23 protein-coding genes, 1 tRNA gene and 1 pseudogene are annotated in these 16,430 nt (G+C 58.3%); 5 read left to right on the forward strand and 20 right to left on the reverse strand.

Annotated features, from left to right (window positions below; translation table 11 throughout):
• Window positions 1–169: 169 nt before the first annotated feature.
• Window positions 170–611: pseudogene (locus IB249_RS24855) on the reverse strand (SOS response-associated peptidase family protein); the annotation flags it as partial.
• Window positions 612–915: 304 nt separating this feature from the next.
• Here IB249_RS24855 and IB249_RS24860 point away from each other — a divergent pair.
• Together IB249_RS24860 and IB249_RS24865 are read left to right on the forward strand one after the other, a co-directional pair.
• Window positions 916–2,070, forward strand: coding sequence for a radical SAM protein (locus IB249_RS24860; protein WP_412548027.1), 1,155 nt, complete (start codon window positions 916–918; stop codon window positions 2,068–2,070).
• Between the two features lie 238 nt (window positions 2,071–2,308).
• A tRNA-Leu gene (locus IB249_RS24865) sits at window positions 2,309–2,395 on the forward strand.
• A gap of 82 nt (window positions 2,396–2,477) precedes the next feature.
• On the opposite strand, the gene xerC is transcribed toward IB249_RS24865, so the two are convergent.
• Genes xerC through IB249_RS24895 form a run of 6 tightly spaced genes read right to left on the reverse strand, consistent with a single transcriptional unit; the run spans window position 2,478 to window position 6,239 of the window.
• Window positions 2,478–3,509: a tyrosine recombinase XerC gene (gene xerC / locus IB249_RS24870; protein ID WP_056785289.1), complete on the reverse strand. Its 1,032-nt coding sequence runs from the start codon at window positions 3,507–3,509 to the stop codon at window positions 2,478–2,480.
• A gap of 1 nt (window position 3,510) precedes the next feature.
• The gene (locus IB249_RS24875) at window positions 3,511–3,717 is read right to left on the reverse strand and encodes a DUF4224 domain-containing protein (protein ID WP_225607191.1); all 207 of its coding nucleotides are present in this window, start codon (window positions 3,715–3,717) and stop codon (window positions 3,511–3,513) included.
• A 36-nt stretch (window positions 3,718–3,753) separates the two neighbouring features.
• Window positions 3,754–4,137 carry a hypothetical protein gene (locus IB249_RS24880; protein WP_225607192.1) on the reverse strand — a complete coding sequence of 128 codons (384 nt, stop codon included), beginning with the start codon at window positions 4,135–4,137 and terminating at the stop codon, window positions 3,754–3,756.
• Window positions 4,138–4,188: 51 nt separating this feature from the next.
• Complete coding sequence (locus IB249_RS24885; protein WP_192308397.1) at window positions 4,189–5,517, reverse strand: DNA-methyltransferase; 1,329 nt, start codon at window positions 5,515–5,517, stop codon at window positions 4,189–4,191.
• A 49-nt stretch (window positions 5,518–5,566) separates the two neighbouring features.
• Window positions 5,567–5,923: a hypothetical protein gene (locus IB249_RS24890; RefSeq protein ID WP_192308398.1), complete on the reverse strand. Its 357-nt coding sequence runs from the start codon at window positions 5,921–5,923 to the stop codon at window positions 5,567–5,569.
• A gap of 4 nt (window positions 5,924–5,927) precedes the next feature.
• Window positions 5,928–6,239: a hypothetical protein gene (locus IB249_RS24895; protein ID WP_192308399.1), complete on the reverse strand. Its 312-nt coding sequence runs from the start codon at window positions 6,237–6,239 to the stop codon at window positions 5,928–5,930.
• Between the two features lie 166 nt (window positions 6,240–6,405).
• On the opposite strand from IB249_RS24895, the gene IB249_RS29865 reads away from it, so the two are divergent.
• Entirely contained in the window at window positions 6,406–6,705 is a 300-nt protein-coding gene (locus tag IB249_RS29865; RefSeq protein ID WP_225607193.1) for a hypothetical protein, read from the forward strand.
• 25 nt (window positions 6,706–6,730) lie between these two features.
• On the opposite strand, the gene IB249_RS24900 is transcribed toward IB249_RS29865, so the two are convergent.
• Window positions 6,731–7,609, reverse strand: a complete 879-nt coding sequence (locus IB249_RS24900) for a hypothetical protein (protein WP_192308400.1) — start codon at window positions 7,607–7,609, stop codon at window positions 6,731–6,733.
• On the reverse strand, window positions 7,606–8,217 hold the full coding sequence (locus IB249_RS24905; protein ID WP_192308401.1) for a hypothetical protein: 612 nt from the start codon (window positions 8,215–8,217) through the stop codon (window positions 7,606–7,608). The genes IB249_RS24900 and IB249_RS24905 overlap by 4 nt, the downstream gene beginning before the upstream one ends.
• 45 nt (window positions 8,218–8,262) lie before the next feature.
• Between IB249_RS24905 and IB249_RS24910 the strand changes: the two genes are divergently transcribed.
• Entirely contained in the window at window positions 8,263–8,967 is a 705-nt protein-coding gene (locus tag IB249_RS24910; protein ID WP_192308402.1) for a hypothetical protein, read from the forward strand.
• Between the two features lie 136 nt (window positions 8,968–9,103).
• Window positions 9,104–9,715, forward strand: coding sequence for a hypothetical protein (locus tag IB249_RS24915; protein ID WP_192308403.1), 612 nt, complete (start codon window positions 9,104–9,106; stop codon window positions 9,713–9,715).
• Here the strand turns inward: IB249_RS24915 and IB249_RS24920 are convergent.
• The 11 genes from IB249_RS24920 to IB249_RS24970 form a co-directional block, all read right to left on the reverse strand.
• Window positions 9,675–10,055, reverse strand: a complete 381-nt coding sequence (locus IB249_RS24920; RefSeq protein ID WP_192308404.1) for a hypothetical protein — start codon at window positions 10,053–10,055, stop codon at window positions 9,675–9,677. The two genes, IB249_RS24915 and IB249_RS24920, sit on opposite strands and share 41 nt — an antisense overlap.
• A gap of 81 nt (window positions 10,056–10,136) precedes the next feature.
• Window positions 10,137–10,661: a hypothetical protein gene (locus IB249_RS24925; protein WP_192308405.1), complete on the reverse strand. Its 525-nt coding sequence runs from the start codon at window positions 10,659–10,661 to the stop codon at window positions 10,137–10,139.
• Window positions 10,658–11,425, reverse strand: a complete 768-nt coding sequence (locus IB249_RS24930; protein ID WP_192308406.1) for a lambda exonuclease family protein — start codon at window positions 11,423–11,425, stop codon at window positions 10,658–10,660. Before IB249_RS24930 ends, IB249_RS24925 begins: the two co-directional genes overlap by 4 nt.
• Window positions 11,422–12,180, reverse strand: coding sequence for an ERF family protein (locus IB249_RS24935; protein ID WP_192308407.1), 759 nt, complete (start codon window positions 12,178–12,180; stop codon window positions 11,422–11,424). Before IB249_RS24935 ends, IB249_RS24930 begins: the two co-directional genes overlap by 4 nt.
• 10 nt (window positions 12,181–12,190) lie before the next feature.
• The gene (locus IB249_RS24940) at window positions 12,191–13,294 is read right to left on the reverse strand and encodes a hypothetical protein (RefSeq protein ID WP_192308408.1); all 1,104 of its coding nucleotides are present in this window, start codon (window positions 13,292–13,294) and stop codon (window positions 12,191–12,193) included.
• A 356-nt stretch (window positions 13,295–13,650) separates the two neighbouring features.
• Window positions 13,651–13,854: a hypothetical protein gene (locus IB249_RS24945; protein WP_192308409.1), complete on the reverse strand. Its 204-nt coding sequence runs from the start codon at window positions 13,852–13,854 to the stop codon at window positions 13,651–13,653.
• Window positions 13,851–14,066: a hypothetical protein gene (locus IB249_RS24950; RefSeq protein ID WP_192308410.1), complete on the reverse strand. Its 216-nt coding sequence runs from the start codon at window positions 14,064–14,066 to the stop codon at window positions 13,851–13,853. The genes IB249_RS24945 and IB249_RS24950 overlap by 4 nt, the downstream gene beginning before the upstream one ends.
• Window positions 14,063–14,491, reverse strand: coding sequence for a hypothetical protein (locus IB249_RS24955; RefSeq protein WP_192308411.1), 429 nt, complete (start codon window positions 14,489–14,491; stop codon window positions 14,063–14,065). The genes IB249_RS24950 and IB249_RS24955 overlap by 4 nt, the downstream gene beginning before the upstream one ends.
• Window positions 14,492–14,510: 19 nt before the next feature.
• On the reverse strand, window positions 14,511–14,708 hold the full coding sequence (locus tag IB249_RS24960; RefSeq protein ID WP_192308412.1) for a hypothetical protein: 198 nt from the start codon (window positions 14,706–14,708) through the stop codon (window positions 14,511–14,513).
• Window positions 14,709–14,729: 21 nt separating this feature from the next.
• Entirely contained in the window at window positions 14,730–15,035 is a 306-nt protein-coding gene (locus IB249_RS24965; protein ID WP_192308413.1) for a hypothetical protein, read from the reverse strand.
• A gap of 618 nt (window positions 15,036–15,653) precedes the next feature.
• The gene (locus IB249_RS24970) at window positions 15,654–16,415 is read right to left on the reverse strand and encodes a class I SAM-dependent methyltransferase (RefSeq protein WP_192308414.1); all 762 of its coding nucleotides are present in this window, start codon (window positions 16,413–16,415) and stop codon (window positions 15,654–15,656) included.
• Window positions 16,416–16,430 lie beyond the last annotated feature (15 nt).

A 16,430-nucleotide genomic window follows, 5' to 3' on the forward strand; every position in this document is an offset into this window, starting at 1 on the left:
GTGTTGGGCCCCGCAATAGCGGGGCTTCTGGTATTTGTAGGGCTGTATCCTGACTCCAGAATTTCGAGTTGACAGGGCAACTTAATCGCCTCGGTTTGGATAACGGAGAAGGACCATCATTGCCTGTTCGCTGCCGTTGCACTCTTCGCTTCCGAGCTACGGCGCACGCTTAATCCAGATTTTCAGATTCTCCTGAGAACACTGCCAGGATCGCGCCATCTGCGCCTTCCTCTGAGGCTCCCTGGTTGCGAACATTCCCCACAGCACGGTCGACCTTGAACCATTCGAAGGCCTCGCTCGGTTCACCCTCTAATAACACCATCTGTTGGCGCGCTCCTTCGGTGTGGCCGGGTCTAACCACTCGCGGGCCAGCTTGGGAGACAAGACCACAGGGCGTCGATCGTGGACGTCCACCATGCCGCCCGCGCTGTCGGCAGCGATAATGACGAACCCATCGTGCTCATTGGGTTCGTGGACTGCGTTCGGGGATTGGCCGATCGCCGCGCACAAAATCGGCGTGCGGTCCTTGTGACGGATGAGGTAGGGCTCTTGTCGGGTCCACCTTCGTCCACCCACTCAAACCAATTGTTGATGGCGAAGATCGCCCGGTTCCTAGGCCTCCTGGCTGTTGAGTCTCGTCAGTCACCCTTCATCGATATTTGTCCTTGCGCTACAGATGTACAGGGATGCCGCCGTGTTTGTAGTTATATCCGCCTGGGACTCCACGTTGAGAGGGCAGCAGCGTGGCACCTAAGCTTGACAGCTTTCAGAGTTACGGCGATTCGCCAGTTCTGGCTCGTATCTTGCTCAGTCCGCATATTGCCGTCAAAAAATGGACTGCCAGCAGCGCGTAAGCGGATTCGGAAATCTGTTCCTCGTCGCGGCGTCAAGCTAAGGGTGCTTCCAACAATGCATATGTACATCGATATCGTCGGGGCTTGTAATCTCAGCTGCCCTTCGTGCCCCATGGGCAATTCTGAAAATCACAATTTCAAGAAGTCCATGCAGCTTGAGATGTTTCGCGACATCGTCCACAAAGCCAAGAGGGAAGGGATTACCTCGATTCACCTCTATAACTGGACCGAGCCCCTGATCCACCCGCGCATTGGCGAGTTCATCCAGGTCATCAACGAGGCCGGGATGCACAGCGGCATCAGTTCCAACCTGAACCTGGTCAAGAACATGGAAAAGGCCTTGATGGCCGAGCCGTCGTTCTTCCGGGTTTCGCTGTCCGGCTTCTATCAGGACACCTACAAGTTGGGGCATGTCGGCGGTGATATCGAAGTGGTCAAGCAGAACATGATCAGGCTGCGTGACCTCAAGCTGCACCATAACCTCGATACAGCCGTGGATGTCTACTACCACCGTTATCTGGATAACCTGGAAGAAGAAGGGTTGATGCGTGAGTTTTGCGAGCAACTGGGCTTCAGGTTCAGCACCGGATATTCGGTGATGATGCCGCTCGAGAAAGCGCTGGCGATCATCGAGCGTGATCCTTCCGTCACGCCAACCGACCTTGAAACCCTCGAAAGATTGGCATTGCCGCCTTTCGACGATCTGGTGAACATGCTTCAGCACTACCCAAAGCACGAGTGCAGTCTGAAAGACAATATGCTGGTACTCGACTGCAACGGCAATGCGATCTTGTGCTGTTCCATTTTCAATCAGTCCGAGTATCACGTCGGCAGGTACCTGGATCTTTCCATCGAGGAACTGACCCGAGCCAAGAACACCCAGCCGCATTGTGTCGACCTGTGCAATCGGTGCGTAAAAAAGGGTATGCACTCCTACGCTTCGTCACCCAACCTGGGTCCGATGGAAAACCATGCCGTGAAGCGCATTATGGACTACCAGCGCCGAAGCATTCTTGGCCTGCCCATCGATAGCAAGAAGCTGGGACTGGATGGCGTGGCCGGCCCTGAAGAGTTCGATGAACAACTGTACCTTGCCGTGAATCATGATGTCAGGCAGGCGATTGCCAATGGCAGTTTCCCCAGCGGCTATCATCACTATCTGCTCTTTGGTCGCTTCGAGAACAGGGCGGGCGCCAGTGCTGCCCTGATGCCGTAGACGATCAGTCTCCCACAGGCACGGAGCGGCAGGAGATGGACACGCCGCTTCTCCGGGAAAATCAGTAGATCAATGATTTACCGAGCTTTTTTACGTGCCTGGCGGGCAGGATTTTGTCTTGAAAAGGGCATTTGCGAACTTGCTTCACCGGGACGGGATGTATATATTCCGTCCACTGTTTTGCAGGCGTCAGAACTGACACATCCATCGGTCAGCCTCGACTGCTTGCCGCGCTACCGCCCGAATGGCGAAACTGGTAGACGCATGGGACTTAAAATCCCCCGCTCGTAAGGGCGTGCCGGTTCGATTCCGGCTTCGGGCACCATCTTAAATCAAGGGTTTGCGGGCGAAAGCTGATGCAAGCCCTTGTTTATTTCTGGTCCGCAATTTTGGAGTTGGTCCGCAATTCACTTGGTAGGCATGACCTTTTTGCCTTTTCGATTGCGGATGTACTGCTCGGTCATAACCACCGTCGTATGCCCAAGTTGATCTCTGGCTTGCAAGATATCGCCACTGGATTCAGCCTTATCGGTACCCGCCTTGGCGCGCAAGTCGCGCATCTGAAATTCAGCTTTCGGCACGCCGGCCGCCTCCCTGGCCAAGTCAAACCTCCTTCGCAACATCGCCACCGTCATCGGTGTGCCGTCCTCTGTAACGATCAGCCGCGTCGAGCGGACCTTGTGTTCTGACTTCCGGGACATGATTCGATCAATCAAAACCTTCAGCTCTCCCGTTATCTCGATCCGACGCTTCGCCTTTGTCTTGCCCTGCAGCACCCAAATCTGCCCGTCGCGCACGTCGCGCTCGTCCATCAGCCGGGTATCGGTCACCCGTTGCCCAGTCAGATAGGCGAGGTCCATTGCGTCCTGTAGGCCCACGTCTGCCTTGTCATGCACACGCTTGAACAGCGCATCTTCGACATACGTGTCCCGCCCGGTTTCCTTGTTGCCCTTGATGCCCGCGCACGGGTTGGCAAGGGATGTGTAGCCTTTATCCCTGGCGTAATTCCAGATGGCGCTGAGCAGTGCCTTCTCGCGGTTCGCGCGCACCGGCGCGGCCTTGCGCCATGTCAGGTACTGGCGTACGTGCAACGGCTCGATCGTTTCCAGCGGCGCGGGAGGATCGTCGAAGAAAGCGATCAGATTCTTCAGCTCGCGCTTGTTGTCAGCCTGGGTCGCCGTGCCTTTGGTGGGGACGACGTCGACCATGTATTTTTCGGCGACGTAGCGGAACGTGATGACCTTGGCGACCAGATCGGTTGCGGTGCGATCACGCTCAAGCTTCGCGTACTCCATGATCGCCAAGCCGTAGTCGCTGCCCAGGGGAATTTCCTTGCGGTCTTTGCCGCCCGTGTCGTAGTAGTAGAACACCCGGCCGCTGGCTTTCTTGCGTTCCCGCAGCCTGGCGATCGAGCCGGGTTTACTTGGTCGTCTTCCCATGTCAGCTGGCCTTACGTGATTTCCATACGGGCTTTTCAGATTCAAATGCGCCGACGGCGGTGACCGCCATCGCGGTGACGCTCGGCCAGCCGTTCACTTTAATCGTATGGCGGACGCCGTTCTTTTTCAGGTTGAGGATCTGTCCCGCCTTGGTCCGCGCGCCGGTGAGCTCGCAAACCTCCTCGTGAGATAAAAACTGGATGATCATGTGATGCTCCATGCCGCGCGTGGCGGCAGAAGATGGTTATTCGGGGTTGGCTGGGAACCACTCGGTGTCGTATTCATGCTGAGTCACGCGCCGAGGTTCGATGTGCGGGATCGACTGTTTGAAGTCGTGGACGGAGCCGGGCCCGCCGCTGAAGTGCTTCGCCTCTTTCAAAAACGTGTCTTTGTAGATCCGAAGAAGGTGGTCGGCGGCATCGGCGAACGCTTCCTCGCGATAGAAGCCATCAATGGTGATGCCGTCATCTACCAGCCAGACCGTGCGTCGCGGGCCTTGCTCTGCCTTTTCGATCTTGTCGGCCATCTGCTGGCGGGCATAACGGAGCTGATCCAGCGATAGCTGGTTGATCCATTCATCGGTGCCGACCCGCATGGTGTGGCCGTATTCGCATTTGAGTTCAGGCATACGAATTCCTCGCCCGCCGTACACCGGCAGGCTGTTGAGTTGGGGGAGGGGTTAGGCGGTGCCGAATAGATCGAGCTGATCAGATTCCGCTTGCAGCTCTTGCTGTCGGGTGACTTCGTGATCGATACGCGCCCGGGCGATCGCCGCGTACTGCTCGTCGATCTCGCACCCAATGAACTGGAAACCTTCGCGCACAGCGGCCTTGCCTGTGCTTCCGCTGCCCATGAAGGGATCGAGCGCAACGCCGCCGGCCGGTGTCACCAGGCGCAGCAGGTAGGCCATCAGGTCAGTCGGCTTCACCGTGGGATGGCTGTTGCCGTTGCGAGTACTCCACTCAGCGGTTTCGCAGTCGCGCATGGTTGCATCCTTGGCGACAGCGGGAGCGTTCGAGCTGAGCAGACCTTCGTTTCGATCTTTGCGACTGGTCTTGGCGCAGTAGAAAAACCGCGCGGCACTGCCGATATCGGCGTGGAATGCACCAGGTGCCCGGGCTCGCATACCGCTGTACTTCACGGATCCGCTGAATCCGTTGGCTGTCGGTTCGTTGCCAGTCACGGGCGCCGCTGCGCCAGCTTGAGCAGGGAACAGCGCGACCACCTCCGCGCTGCCGTCATGGATCAGGTTGGCAGGCCACCGCCCAGATGCCGCTGATCCACCACCAGCGCGAAGACTGGTTACACCCTGAGCATCAGCTGGTCGAGTACCCGCGGCCATGCGATCACCAGAGCAGTTACGCGCGTAATCTGCGTCGACCACGCCGACACGGCAGGCCTCAATGTTCAGCGCCCCTGTGCCATGGTTGAGGACGTTCGCCGCGACTGTGCCGGCGAAAGGTTTCCGCGCCACGGTAATAGGCTCCATTGCTGGTTTCAGAGCAGTGCCCCAGCCTTCCCATTGGGCGGCCTCGTCGGTGGCTGGCGCGGTGATAGCGGATGTATCAATGCGACTGGAAGGGTTGTTTGCGTAGTTTCCGCCGCGCATGTCCGCAACCGGTGTTGCGGCTCTGCCGCTCTTCCGGCCAACAGTTTCACGCTCAACACCGGCAGCCTTGTCGATCGCCTTGCTCACATCCATTGACTTGGGAAATCCAGATCCATAGACCCACGCAATCATGTCGCGGATCTCGAAACCGGCGTCTTCAATGCGCACCGCCATGCGGTGCTGAGTGCGAGTCCCGGCGAATGCCAGCAAGTGTCCGCCGGGCTTGAGTACGCGCAAACACTCTACCCAAACCTCGGTTGCTGGAACGTCGTAGTCCCATTTCTTTCCCATGAAGGAAAGGCCGTACGGCGGGTCAGTGACGATGCTGTCGACGCTGCTGTCCGGCATTCGTCGCAGAAGCTCCAGGCAATCGCCGACCATGATTTGATACTCACTCATCACCGCGGTCCCTTGTAGCAGTACACGTAGGTGAACCAGGCGAGGGCGATCATGGCGTCACCTCGCTGGCAGGCAGGAGTTCGGCGGAGAGCTCGGCAGCCAAGCCAACAGGCCACCAGTACCGCGCACGTTGGTAGTCCGGATAGGACTCCTCACGAATCACCAGCCCTTTCTGCCGAAGCGCCTTGAAGATGCTCAGCACGGATGGGGCAGCAACTCCGAGGCGGTGCCCAACCTGATAGGTCAGACCGCCCATGCCGAACACACACGCCTGGTCACCCTTTGCCAGCCTTGCGCAGTCATCCTGGTGCAGGTGAGGTGTGACGCCACGATAGTGGTAAGCGTTTTCCCGGCCGATCTTGCGCAACTCCCCGAAGACGCTCTGCTGTTTGTCTGTCAGCTTCATGGCGTTACTCCGTACCCATCAGGTAAGTGGGTTCAGTTGCTTCTGCCAGCCAATCACGAAGACAGCCGCATTCGGCGTGCGGCGGATCTTCGTCGGTCCACTGCATATCGAGCGTTTTGTCGGTGGTCAGCGCCACATCCCAATCCGCATATTCGGCTGGATCGTCCCCGTTCATTTCAGCCAGTACGCGACGCGCCTCGTCTTCGCTTGTAGCGGCGACCCAGTCTTGATCGCCGACGCTGTAGCAGCGCAGATCGGGGCGAGCCGGCTGGCTGCCATCGAGTTCGAATGCTTGAGTTTGGTTTTCTTCAGGCATGACTTCGTCCTTGCCGCTATAGCGGCTGAAAGTTGTACAGGGAATTTGAATCCGTACAGCTGTTACAACCAGTTGTCAGATATCGTTTCGACACGGTTGCACTTCATTTGCACGGGTCTAGTTTTAGACTCTACTGACCATCACAAGGAGTGGGCGGGAGGGCTCTATGAGACTTCGAGGCGAGATCTTCTGGGCGTGGGCAGACCCCGAACTCCACAACAGAACACACGATGAAACTCTTAATGATGGGACTTACATCGACGTGCAGGTCAGGTTATCGCGCACCGGAAAGACTGAAATGTTCATCGGCATTTATGCTCCCGACGGCATAGCGTTGCACGAAGAAAGTGATGACTCACACCCAGGCGAATCGATGACCAGGGTTTTGGCTTGGGGGGTCGGTCGCGCTCGTCAGCTGGCAGCGGATGCAGGTTCGAACACTCGCCAATCAGCATCTTCGAAGTAGCGGCTGACTTTGAAGGGGGAGGGAGTTACTGCGGGGTGTTGGTGATTGCCGCGCGGTCGATACGCTCGATCTCGGCGAGGATCAGGGCGCCTGACTTGACCAGATCACGGCGTGGAGTCGATGGTTTCCAGTGCACATCGTCCCACCGGAAGAGCTGGCGCCCGATTGAGCGCGCCCCGCCTGCGCTGGCAGCATATCCGGCTGCGGCAAGAGCAAGCTCGCCGAAGCTGTAACAGTCGTCACGGTCCGGCTTGTATCCCTCTGCCGTTATCTGGCGCTGGCGCTCGGCGACAATGTCAGCAGCCGCCCGCGAGGAAGCACCGGTCAGCCCATCAATCCGCTTATCCGCTGCTTGGCTACTGTCAAACCATGCCCTGCGTGATTGTTCGGTAGAGGCGAGCTGTGTTTCGAGATCGTCGATGCGTTGGTCGGCGGTGGTCAGGCGCTCCTGCAGGGCGTCACGCTCGGCGGTGAGGCGCTCGACGTTGCTCTCAGCCAGCTTTGCCCGTTGTAAGTGGCAGTGCTCGGCTAGATTGCCCGCGCCTGGGTGGCTGAAGAGCGGAACAACTCTGTATGGCCCCAATTGAGTAGCCGAAATTTCAGACGCTTCTACGCTTCTTTGTGCCTCCTCTTTGGTGCGGTATGGCACATATGATCGGGTGTCGACTTTCCAGTTTGCCCACGCCACCGGCTGCGCATCCTCTTCCGGCAATGCAGGAGCTGCGCCGATCATTGCAGCCCAGCACAGCTTCGCGCGGAACGCCGCTTGCTGGCAGCCGCTCATCTCTTGGTACTGCTCCCAGACTTCCTCATCGGTGAAGCACTCGTTCGGCACCGACTCGAATCCGTTGATCACCATGGTTTCGGTCGGTTCGACCGGCACCAGCTTCCACTGATTGTTCATCCTGAAATCTCCATCGATACCAGATCATGGGCATTCACTACCGGCTGCGGTTCTTGGCGAAGAGCTTGCTGAACTGCCAGGATGATCCGCTCCAGGTAGGTCCAGTCCGGATTTGGCTCCGTGGCGCCGCTGGTCATGTGCCACCACTCATCCCCGAACAGCGTGGTCATCAGTTCGCTGTGCGCTCCATGCAGGTGATCAATCGACGGCGAGTCGCGGAGATCTTCGGCGGCATCGAACAGCTCGCGGGCGCAGTAAGCGTCGTGAATGAACTGGCGGCGCTCTTTCAGCACCAGGCGCCGCGCCTCGTTTGCCAGCGCTTCACCGCTGAACCGTCTTGCCCGCAGGTTCTGGTCGAAGTAGCCGATGATGTAGCTGGTGTTCAGCTCGCAGAAGAACTGAGCGATTGTGTGGCCTTCCCACATCCCGCCCCAATAGGCCGTCCAGCTTTTGCCCCAGCAGCTGACGGTGATCTTGCCTCGGTCAGGCGCCAGGTCCTCGAGGAAAACGGTGATCGGGTCGAGCCGCGGCGCGCCGGTGATCATCAGCTTCGTGATTGTCGAGCGCTCAACCTTCAGCGGCTCGGCCTGTTTGTTTTCTGTGGGCATAGGTAAGCCTCAATGGCATAGTTTGATCATTGCATGGAGGGTTTTATGAAGCATGATTGGGTTGTTTGGCTCGGGTGCGCACTACTGCTTTGCGTGGGGGCGATTTGGGGCGCGATTCCTATAGGCACCGATTTCTTTAAGGTGAAGGACATCCATGATCTTTTTGAGATTTTTTCATCGGTAGCGACCATTCTCGCGGTTGGAGTTGCGATGATTGGTGTCAATGCTTGGAGACATCAAGTCAGCGGTGAAGCTGATCATGCTCTAGCACATAGAGTCGCTGTAGCAGCACTGAGGTACAAAGAAACCTCACGCACTGCCTACAATGACGCTCAGTTTGCTGTTACACAGTTCCACTTCGGGATAGCAGAACTTCCAGAGGGATTGGTAGAGCGATTTATTGTCCCCATGGAAAGACGCTTGCAAAAGAACCAAGATTCTAAAGCCGAATTTCTCGCGATTTTGTTGGAGGCCCGGGCTATCTGGGGGGCAGATTTTTCAAACAAATACAACGAACTCTTAAACTTAACTGAAAACTTCAATAGTTGTTTGCGGTCATTTTTTAGGTGGGTTAGAACTAATGACGGCGACCACAATGCAGAGGTTTATTCAACGATGCTCCAACGTCATTATGATGAATTTCTCAAAAATGAATGGTTGATAAAAACTGCTACCCAGGTCCCAGAGTTTGATGAGCTTACAAAAGAAGCAGATATGGATCTTCAGAGAAGATTGTTTAGGTCGACATAGGTCGAAAAAAAAATCGCTCGCGCGGTATGTCACACTGCGGCGCACTTGAGTTGTTCGGTAACAGGCATTGCGATTACCTCGTGTAGGCGCCGCCCTCCGTAACCGGTGGTGGCAATTTGAGTACGAGTGGTATTTGATGGAAGCTCAACCAGAGAAGGGTTCGCCGGTGAAACTTAAGGAGCGCGGGGCATTATTTGCAGGTATGACACTGCTGAGCGTTTGGATTGCCCTGCTCGGGACGTCTCTGCTGTGGATGGTTGTGGGCATCTGCAAGTACTATGGCATGGAGCTCAAAGGTGGCGATTGGGTGCAAGCCGCCGCTTCACTAACAGGGGTTGGTGCCGCTATCTTCATTGCCAACTCTCAACTACGACGTGATGCCTCTACGGAAAAAAACAAAAAGAAAGTTGCCTTAGCTGCTTTGGTAAAGATGGCGGAAGTTGCAGGGGTTGAAGTAAATCAGCTGTATTTGAATGCATCGCCAAACAATAGAAGCCCGATGCATTTGGAGCGTGTTCGGAGCATGGAAAGATCATTCATGGCAGTGGATATACTCAATCTGCCGGATGCGAAGATGGTTGAACATGTCCTGCAAATTCGCAGCATGTTGGAGTATTCAGCCCAGCAGATGGAACTCGCGCATAATCTCATTGATACGAAAGCCGCCCATAGCGCATGGGAGTCATTGGTCGCTGCTCGTATTCTTATCAATGCTGCATCATTGAATCTTCGGCGCTTGGCCGAATGACATCGTCGCCGGGATCTCTCGCAATCTCAGCCATGCTCTTCTCGTAAAGCTCACGCGACACCTTTTCTGTTATCTCATAAGGTGTCGTGACACAGCGCAGCATCCAAGCTTGCGTCTCGAAGTCGGCGGCGATGAGGTTCATCAGCAGCAGTTGGTGAACCTCCTGCTGGCTGTTGATGCCGTGGGCCTTCATGACCTGCTTGAGGTCAGGTTTAAACACCCCTGCAACCTCCACCGTGAACTTCTCGATGCCCAAGGCGGCGTCCTTCGCTGCTGCCTTCTCGCGCTTCCGGCGCTGCTTGAGCGCTTCCGCCGTCGGCTCCTGCTGTTCCTCGGCCATGGCCTGCCTCTTCAATTCCGTGGGCCGGTATATCCAGCCATGTCTGTCGTCGGCGCTGGCGCACCTGGTGGCTGATGCGTCTCATCGAAAAGCTGGCTTCATCTTCGGGTAATCGATGGCGTAGTCCTTGAGAAGCCGCAGGAGCAGCGTCGAGCTGATGCCGATGGCTTCGTGGCAGTTCTTCCGGTTCATGCCCTTGGCCATGCACTCCTTGATCTGGATGACCATCAGCGCTTCGGATTCTGGGGTGATTTTGTTCGGCGCCACCGCATGCTTCACGCCGACGGTGAACTCGATCCCGTAGCGCCGGGCGATCCCGCGCAAGACTCCCCGTGTTATCCCTTCCTTCTCGCAGATCTCGACGGCGTTGAGCGTCCTCGCCAATACCCTGATGCGCGCCGCCTGCTGGTCGGTTTCAAGCTTCGCCGCCGACCCCTGGAAGTTTGGGGTTTGTCGTCTCTGCTCAACGGTTTTCGGCGGGGCCGTTTCAGGCCCTGTGATTTTGCCGCCCATGGCCAGGTACTGGGCGACCTGCGCCGCCAGTTGGTGGCGGGCCGGGTCGTGCGCCTTGATCGCGCTGAGTTCGTTGCTGATGTATGCACTCATGCTGCTTTACTCCTGAGAGCCTTTTCGTAGTCATCGACCAGCAGCTTGAATTCCCAGAGGTCTTCTTCCATCTTCTCGATGTAGTCGTCGTCGCGCTTGAATTCGCGCCACCAGAGCTGGCGGCCGACGGGTTTCAGAAGGGGGCAGTACATCCCGATATGCCACCACTTGCGGTCAGTGATCCACATGCAGCCTTGCACCTGGTCAATCACGTCGCTGGCGTCGTTGTCGATGTGGAAGGATCGGAGCTTGTCGGGGGCCAGGAAGCATTTGTACTCGCTGCCGCCATCTTCTCCGATGAAGCCGTCTGCGCTGGCGCCGAAGAAGCCATCGTCAGTTTTGACCAGTCCAACTTGAGTGACGATCAGGCCTGTCTGCAGCTCATGCTCCATTCGGGCGTCCGGCTCTAGTTCGTGACCGCGGCGCATCTGCCACGTTTCAAAGCCGCCATCCAGCGGGGCGCCCCCGATCCGCTCAACCGCCAGCTCGAAGGCGTAGGTGAGGGCGGCATTCGACGGCTCGCCCACCTTTTCCCCATCCAGCGCCTTCTGGACTACCTCAGCCTTGGGGCCAGCCTTGTATCCAGCAAGATCGCGCGCACGCGCCTCGCTGTGTCCGGCCAGAATGGCGTCGACGTAGGTGCGTTGCTGGGCGGTCAGACCATTTACCTTGGAGCGAGCGGTGCTGAACATACTCGCGGTTATGCAGCCGGCGCGCTCCTTAAGCCAGATGTCGCTGCCCTGGGCGCAATTGATGATGATCATGGTTTTGCCTCCAGAGTCTCTTTCCGCTTGGTGACGGCGATCTTCACCGTGTCGTAGCCGGTCTTGTCGCCGCTGGCCTGAAGCACCTTCAGAGCTGCTTGCCAGACATCCTTCAATTCGTCAGGAGAGGTCACTTGCCCGACCCGTTCAAGGATGTCCTCGACCACCTGGGCGCGCATGTCATCGGTGTCCGATCCGTCCGCCGTTTGCGCGTCATCGTCTCGAGTCTCGCTGGTGGTTATGTTCAGCAGCGCGCACATGACGTAGCGCTTGCCGTAGGTGGTGGAGGAACCAACTGCCTGGACCTCGTTACGCCCTTTGCCGATGTCGGCCGGCAAGGTCATCGTGGTCTGCTCGCGATGCCCGTCACGGTGCATCAGGATGCCGGTGACGCTGATTGCCTTTTCGAGGTTTTCAACCTTGAAGGTGATCGCGAAGCCGTGTCGTTGCATGATCGGCTTGATGATGCGAGTGATATCGTCCAGCGTCGCGTAGGCGTTGCCGGTGTGCAGGTTCACCGCGGCTTCGAACACCGTCGGTATCTCGCACTGCATTTGAGCCATCCCCGCGTTGAAGGCGGCTTCAGCCGTTTTGGCTTGCATCCGTTCGTGCATCGCCAGCAGGCGCTCCATCTTTTCGATGTCGCAGCTCGGGTCGGCGGCCGCCCGGCTGATGACGGCCATGATGCTGTTGTCCGTCGAGATCGGCACGACGGCTTGCCGGCGTTGCTCCGGCATGATGATTTCGGTGGACATGACGGCCTCCTCAGAAATGGATGGTGATGTTCGGAATTTCCCGGCGGGCGATTTTCAGAACGATGGCCTTGGCCAGTTCTTCGGTGATGTTCATCGACATCAGCGCCTCTTTGGCGGCGCCCATGATCTTCACCTTGTGGGCCTGATCGGCTTCGCGCTCCTGCTGCTGGCGAGCGGCTTCATTCGCTTCCGCTTGCTGGCGGGCAACTTCGGCAAGACGGGCTTGCTTTACGGCTTCAGCTTGGCGCTGTTCGGCGGCGATCCGCTCTTGCTCGGCGCGCTGCTCTGCTTCAACGCGCTGGCGTTCCGCCTGCTCGGCCTGAAGCTGTAATTGCAGGCGCTGGTTCTCGGCCTCCCGCTTCTCCCGCTCGGCGGCATCGATCAGGGCCTGTTCACGCTGGGCAGCTGCTTCCCGCTCAGCCCGGACCCGTTCTTCCGCTTCTTGCTGGGCGCGCTCGGCTGCTTCACGGGCGATCGCTGCTTCTCGGTCGGCCAGGGCGCGGGCTTCTGCCTCAGCGCGCAGCCGGGCCAGCTCTGCCTGCTCGGCTTCGTACCGCGCACGCTCTGCGTGCAGGGCGCGCAGCTTTGCCAGTGTCTCGTCCTTCACCTGGGCGGCTTCGGCCAAGAACTCTTCCCAGGTATCGTTTACCGCAACCAATTCGAGGATGGCGATGATGTGGCCGACTTGGCCGGCGCTCGGCGCGCCCTCGAAAATCAGAAAGTCTTTCATGGCCTGGATGCCATCGACGTGCTTGTCTTTGCGGGCCTGCTCAGCCTCTTCCCACTCGGTCAGAGGCTGGCGGGTGGCGTCGCGCAGGGCGTCCATCTTGGTGACGAACTCGCGCAGCTCAGCCTCGACGACCTTTGGCATTTCCTTCAGGCGCTTCAGGTAGTCGCGACCAGGCTTCTCGACCGCTGTCTTGGACTTGCTGACGGTCGCTGCCAGGCTGGCAATGCGCGCGCGGCCCTTGGCGGTCTTGAGGTCCGGAACCTCGCCGGTGACTTCTGCCTTTACCGCCTCGAAGAACTGGCCCAGGCCGCCTGCCACGTAGATGGCTGGCGCGTTGTCGGCGCTGATGTCGTCAATCGTGATGACTTGCTGTTGTGCGGACACGGGAAATCCTTGCCGCGACATGCGCAGCGCTTGAAGGTGTGGGTTATTGAGTTACGCGATCAGCGAGAGCGCTGAGCAGCATCAGGAAGGTGCAGAGGGATAGGGCGGAGAATGAGCCGCGCCAGATGAGGAGGCGCCGGGTGCGCTGGTGGGCGGTCACGACGAAGCGCCCATCATGTCGTCACCGAAGCACTCGCCGTTGCACACTTCGCTGCCGCACTCACGGCACTGATCTTCGGCTTGCACATCGCGCTGGCAATTCTCGCCGCCACAATGTGGGCACCTGGTCCCGGTGAGATTTCCATAGGGGCCGACCCAGTGGATCCCAATCCTGTTGCATTGGCCGCAGATCATGGTCATGCCTTCACCTCATATGCCACGGTCCACTCACCGCACAGACAGGCCCGGCCGCTCCATGCGTGGACGTTCGGAATGCCGGCGTCATGGGCCAGCGACAGGGCGCCCAGCCACTTTGCGTGGGTGAAGGCCAAGATCATGCGGTCGGCGGCCAACTCTTCAATCTGCTCATCGATCAGCGTTTTCACGATAGGCGTGATCATGCTGCAGCACTCCTGATCTCCGCATTGCGCTCGACGAACTTGGCATCCAGCACATTGCGGTAGCGGTTGGCAGTCGGGGCGTCGATGATCTCGGCGAACTCCGCCATTTCGATCATGCCCATGACGAAGGTGCGGTCGGGCACAGGAGTGCAGGACCGCCGGATCTTGGCGATTTCAAGGCCCAGGCGGGCCATGGCGACATGGTTGCTCATAGCTCGTCGTCCTCTGCCTGGGCGATCAGTGCGTCATCAGCCAGCGGTGCGAGAAGCGATTCCGCAATCTCTCCCAGCTTGCCGAATGGGTGGTCGCTGTGACCCAGTAGCTCGTTCACGGCCACCTTGTCGCCCTTGCCGTAGGCCGTGGTGATCAACAGCCAGCCCAGGGCGGAGGTGTGCACCTCACAGTCAGCAAGGCGCTTGTTTGCGTACTCATCCACCGCCAGGGCGAACTCTTCGGCCTTCACGCCCTGAGGCGAGCACATGCGGCGCTGGAACTTCACGTCGCGGCCGTAGCGGACCAACTGCTCGGTGGCGTTGTACAGCCATTCAGCCCGGGCCAGTTCCTGCGGGCTCTCGCTCACCGGAGGCGGCGACTTGGCGTCATGCATCGCCTGACAGATATTCAGTGCTGCGTTCATGGTCGCCTCCAGGGTGGCGTTATTCGGCGGGAATCAGCTTGAACAGCTCGATCTCGTCGATTGGGTAAGCGCCGTTTTGCTCGCCGTAAAACCAGCGCTTGCTGTCGTTCAGCTCGGTGACCTCGACGCACGCTTGCTCAACGCCATCCAAAATCATCAGGTACGAGGCACCCGGTTTGGCGTCTGGCAGATCTTCAACCTTGATCCAATCGCTCATGGCGACCTCCAGTGTTTGGGGTTAGGCGGGGTGTATTGCTTGGGCTGGAACCCTGCAGATAAGGCCGAACTCTTCGCCGATTTCGATAACTTCTCGGAACGGAAGCCCGTCATCAGCGAGCAAGCCGTCGCGCTCTGCGTCGAACTGCCAGATCAAATCCACGAGGCTGTCGCAGCCCATGCAGGTCTTGACGGCGTAAAAATCACCGTCCCACTTCCCGGCAATATTGATGTAGCGCTCACCTGGGACGATGGTCCGCCGGCAGCACTCGCAGTTGTGCGGGCTCCTGGCTTTGATGATGTTTTTGCTTTGGAATGAATCGCTCATGACTCTCTCCGGGCGGGTTCACCTGTATTCGTCAACACTCTTTCTTCCCGCTGGTTGCCGATGGGCGCGGGGTGAGTGCTGACGGGTAGAGGCGGGGAAGGGTGGGTGCAGATGGCCGGAGCTGATCCCGGCATGGCTGGACTCAAACCAGTCTACGTTTAACGATTTCGAGCGCGTCGATTCGCCAGCATCAAGCGGGTCTGACCGTTCTGCCGTCTCCGGCGGACTATGCTTGCGCATCCGATCCCTGAACTACATCAGGGGTGTTTTCCCGTACGTGAGCCCGTCAGCCCGGGCATTCATCTGCTTGTTGCGGTGATGCAGGTGGGCGGTTATAGGCCGCAGTTTCGTCCGCATCGGGGTGTGATCTGGCCGGCGCTGATCTCCGGCTTTGCTGGCTTGGAAGCGGAGCCATCCAGCTGCTCAATTCACTGCATTTCTGCATGTGGCCGCTTGTACCTAGTAAACAGCGCATCAGCCTGCGCATTCAGATCACACCCCGATGCGCTCTCACAGAGAGGATCGGGTGGGTTCAAGGCAGCTTTCAGCGTGACCACCCACGCTCTCAACCATCGCTGCATAAGGGCAGTTTTCGTCAGGCTGACGTGGCGCTGGTTGTTAGGCTGCTGCTGGAATCACGACCAGCACGGTGTTGACCATGGTCCCGGCTTGCTTGAATGAGGCCTCCGGCAACGTTTCGATACTTCCGCCGCGCCGCTCTACGATCCCGCGAAAGTCTCGGGTCAGTGCGTCGTCGCGGAAGGTCACACCGGAAGGCATGATCGCCACCAGCCGGCCCCCTGGCTTCAAGAACTTCAGTGCGTGGACAACGTGGTGGATGTCGCTGCGTTTCTTGTCGAAGGGCGGATTCATCAGAACGCGGTCATAGATTGGCTTCGGCTCGAGCTGTAGGAAGTCGCCCGGCTCTGAAACGCCCGACAGTGGTAGCTTCAGTTCAACCAGCGCCTTATGGTTGTCAGGGAGCAGTTCGTGCATATCGACAATCACGCCTACCGCCGCAGAGTTTGCGGCCACCGCCAGGGCGCCGCGTCCTGCGCTTGGCTCCAGCACCATCATCCCGTCCCCAATCATGGCGAGATCCGCAGCCTGTTTTGCAATGTGCGGCGGGGTAGGGAAGAACCCGAAGTCCTGCGGTACGGTGACTTCACCTGTCATCAAGATGTTTTCGATCGCGTCGGCGGCGTCACTGGCGAACAGGTGAGCTTTTGCCTTGGTGTTCCACTTACCGCCAGCGGCTTTCAGGGTCTTGTCGAGGCGCTGGTAAAGGTTCTTGTCGAGCTGACCGCCGGTGATGAAAAGCTTGTTGCCTTCGGTGCGCGAGGCGCTGAGCAGCGCCATCACTTCGTTGTCGACTTTCATTTGTGACTCCCGGTT

It is taken from the genome of Pseudomonas sp. PDM04 (assembly GCF_014851765.1).
Classification (GTDB): Bacteria; Pseudomonadota; Gammaproteobacteria; order Pseudomonadales; family Pseudomonadaceae; genus Aquipseudomonas.

What these genes read in the sequence shown, in the direction of transcription:
- IB249_RS24900 (WP_192308400.1), bottom strand. Translation starts at nt 7,609, where the DNA reads ATGAACAATCAGTGGAAGCTGGTGCCGGTCGAACCGACCGAAACCATG.
- IB249_RS29865 (WP_225607193.1), top strand. Translation starts at nt 6,406, where the DNA reads ATGAGACTTCGAGGCGAGATCTTCTGGGCGTGGGCAGACCCCGAACTC.
- IB249_RS24955 (WP_192308411.1), bottom strand. Translation starts at nt 14,491, where the DNA reads ATGAACGCAGCACTGAATATCTGTCAGGCGATGCATGACGCCAAGTCG.
- IB249_RS24935 (WP_192308407.1), bottom strand. Translation starts at nt 12,180, where the DNA reads ATGTCCACCGAAATCATCATGCCGGAGCAACGCCGGCAAGCCGTCGTG.
- IB249_RS24925 (WP_192308405.1), bottom strand. Translation starts at nt 10,661, where the DNA reads ATGAGTGCATACATCAGCAACGAACTCAGCGCGATCAAGGCGCACGAC.
- IB249_RS24920 (WP_192308404.1), bottom strand. Translation starts at nt 10,055, where the DNA reads ATGGCCGAGGAACAGCAGGAGCCGACGGCGGAAGCGCTCAAGCAGCGC.
- xerC (WP_056785289.1), bottom strand. Translation starts at nt 3,509, where the DNA reads ATGGGAAGACGACCAAGTAAACCCGGCTCGATCGCCAGGCTGCGGGAA.
- IB249_RS24930 (WP_192308406.1), bottom strand. Translation starts at nt 11,425, where the DNA reads ATGATCATCATCAATTGCGCCCAGGGCAGCGACATCTGGCTTAAGGAG.
- IB249_RS24950 (WP_192308410.1), bottom strand. Translation starts at nt 14,066, where the DNA reads ATGAGCAACCATGTCGCCATGGCCCGCCTGGGCCTTGAAATCGCCAAG.
- IB249_RS24880 (WP_225607192.1), bottom strand. Translation starts at nt 4,137, where the DNA reads ATGCCTGAACTCAAATGCGAATACGGCCACACCATGCGGGTCGGCACC.
- IB249_RS24915 (WP_192308403.1), top strand. Translation starts at nt 9,104, where the DNA reads ATGGAAGCTCAACCAGAGAAGGGTTCGCCGGTGAAACTTAAGGAGCGC.
- IB249_RS24875 (WP_225607191.1), bottom strand. Translation starts at nt 3,717, where the DNA reads ATGATCATCCAGTTTTTATCTCACGAGGAGGTTTGCGAGCTCACCGGC.
- IB249_RS24960 (WP_192308412.1), bottom strand. Translation starts at nt 14,708, where the DNA reads ATGAGCGATTGGATCAAGGTTGAAGATCTGCCAGACGCCAAACCGGGT.
- IB249_RS24965 (WP_192308413.1), bottom strand. Translation starts at nt 15,035, where the DNA reads ATGAGCGATTCATTCCAAAGCAAAAACATCATCAAAGCCAGGAGCCCG.
- IB249_RS24890 (WP_192308398.1), bottom strand. Translation starts at nt 5,923, where the DNA reads ATGAAGCTGACAGACAAACAGCAGAGCGTCTTCGGGGAGTTGCGCAAG.
- IB249_RS24945 (WP_192308409.1), bottom strand. Translation starts at nt 13,854, where the DNA reads ATGATCACGCCTATCGTGAAAACGCTGATCGATGAGCAGATTGAAGAG.
- IB249_RS24910 (WP_192308402.1), top strand. Translation starts at nt 8,263, where the DNA reads ATGAAGCATGATTGGGTTGTTTGGCTCGGGTGCGCACTACTGCTTTGC.
- IB249_RS24860 (WP_412548027.1), top strand. Translation starts at nt 916, where the DNA reads ATGTACATCGATATCGTCGGGGCTTGTAATCTCAGCTGCCCTTCGTGC.
- IB249_RS24970 (WP_192308414.1), bottom strand. Translation starts at nt 16,415, where the DNA reads ATGAAAGTCGACAACGAAGTGATGGCGCTGCTCAGCGCCTCGCGCACC.
- IB249_RS24885 (WP_192308397.1), bottom strand. Translation starts at nt 5,517, where the DNA reads ATGAGTGAGTATCAAATCATGGTCGGCGATTGCCTGGAGCTTCTGCGA.
- IB249_RS24895 (WP_192308399.1), bottom strand. Translation starts at nt 6,239, where the DNA reads ATGCCTGAAGAAAACCAAACTCAAGCATTCGAACTCGATGGCAGCCAG.
- IB249_RS24905 (WP_192308401.1), bottom strand. Translation starts at nt 8,217, where the DNA reads ATGCCCACAGAAAACAAACAGGCCGAGCCGCTGAAGGTTGAGCGCTCG.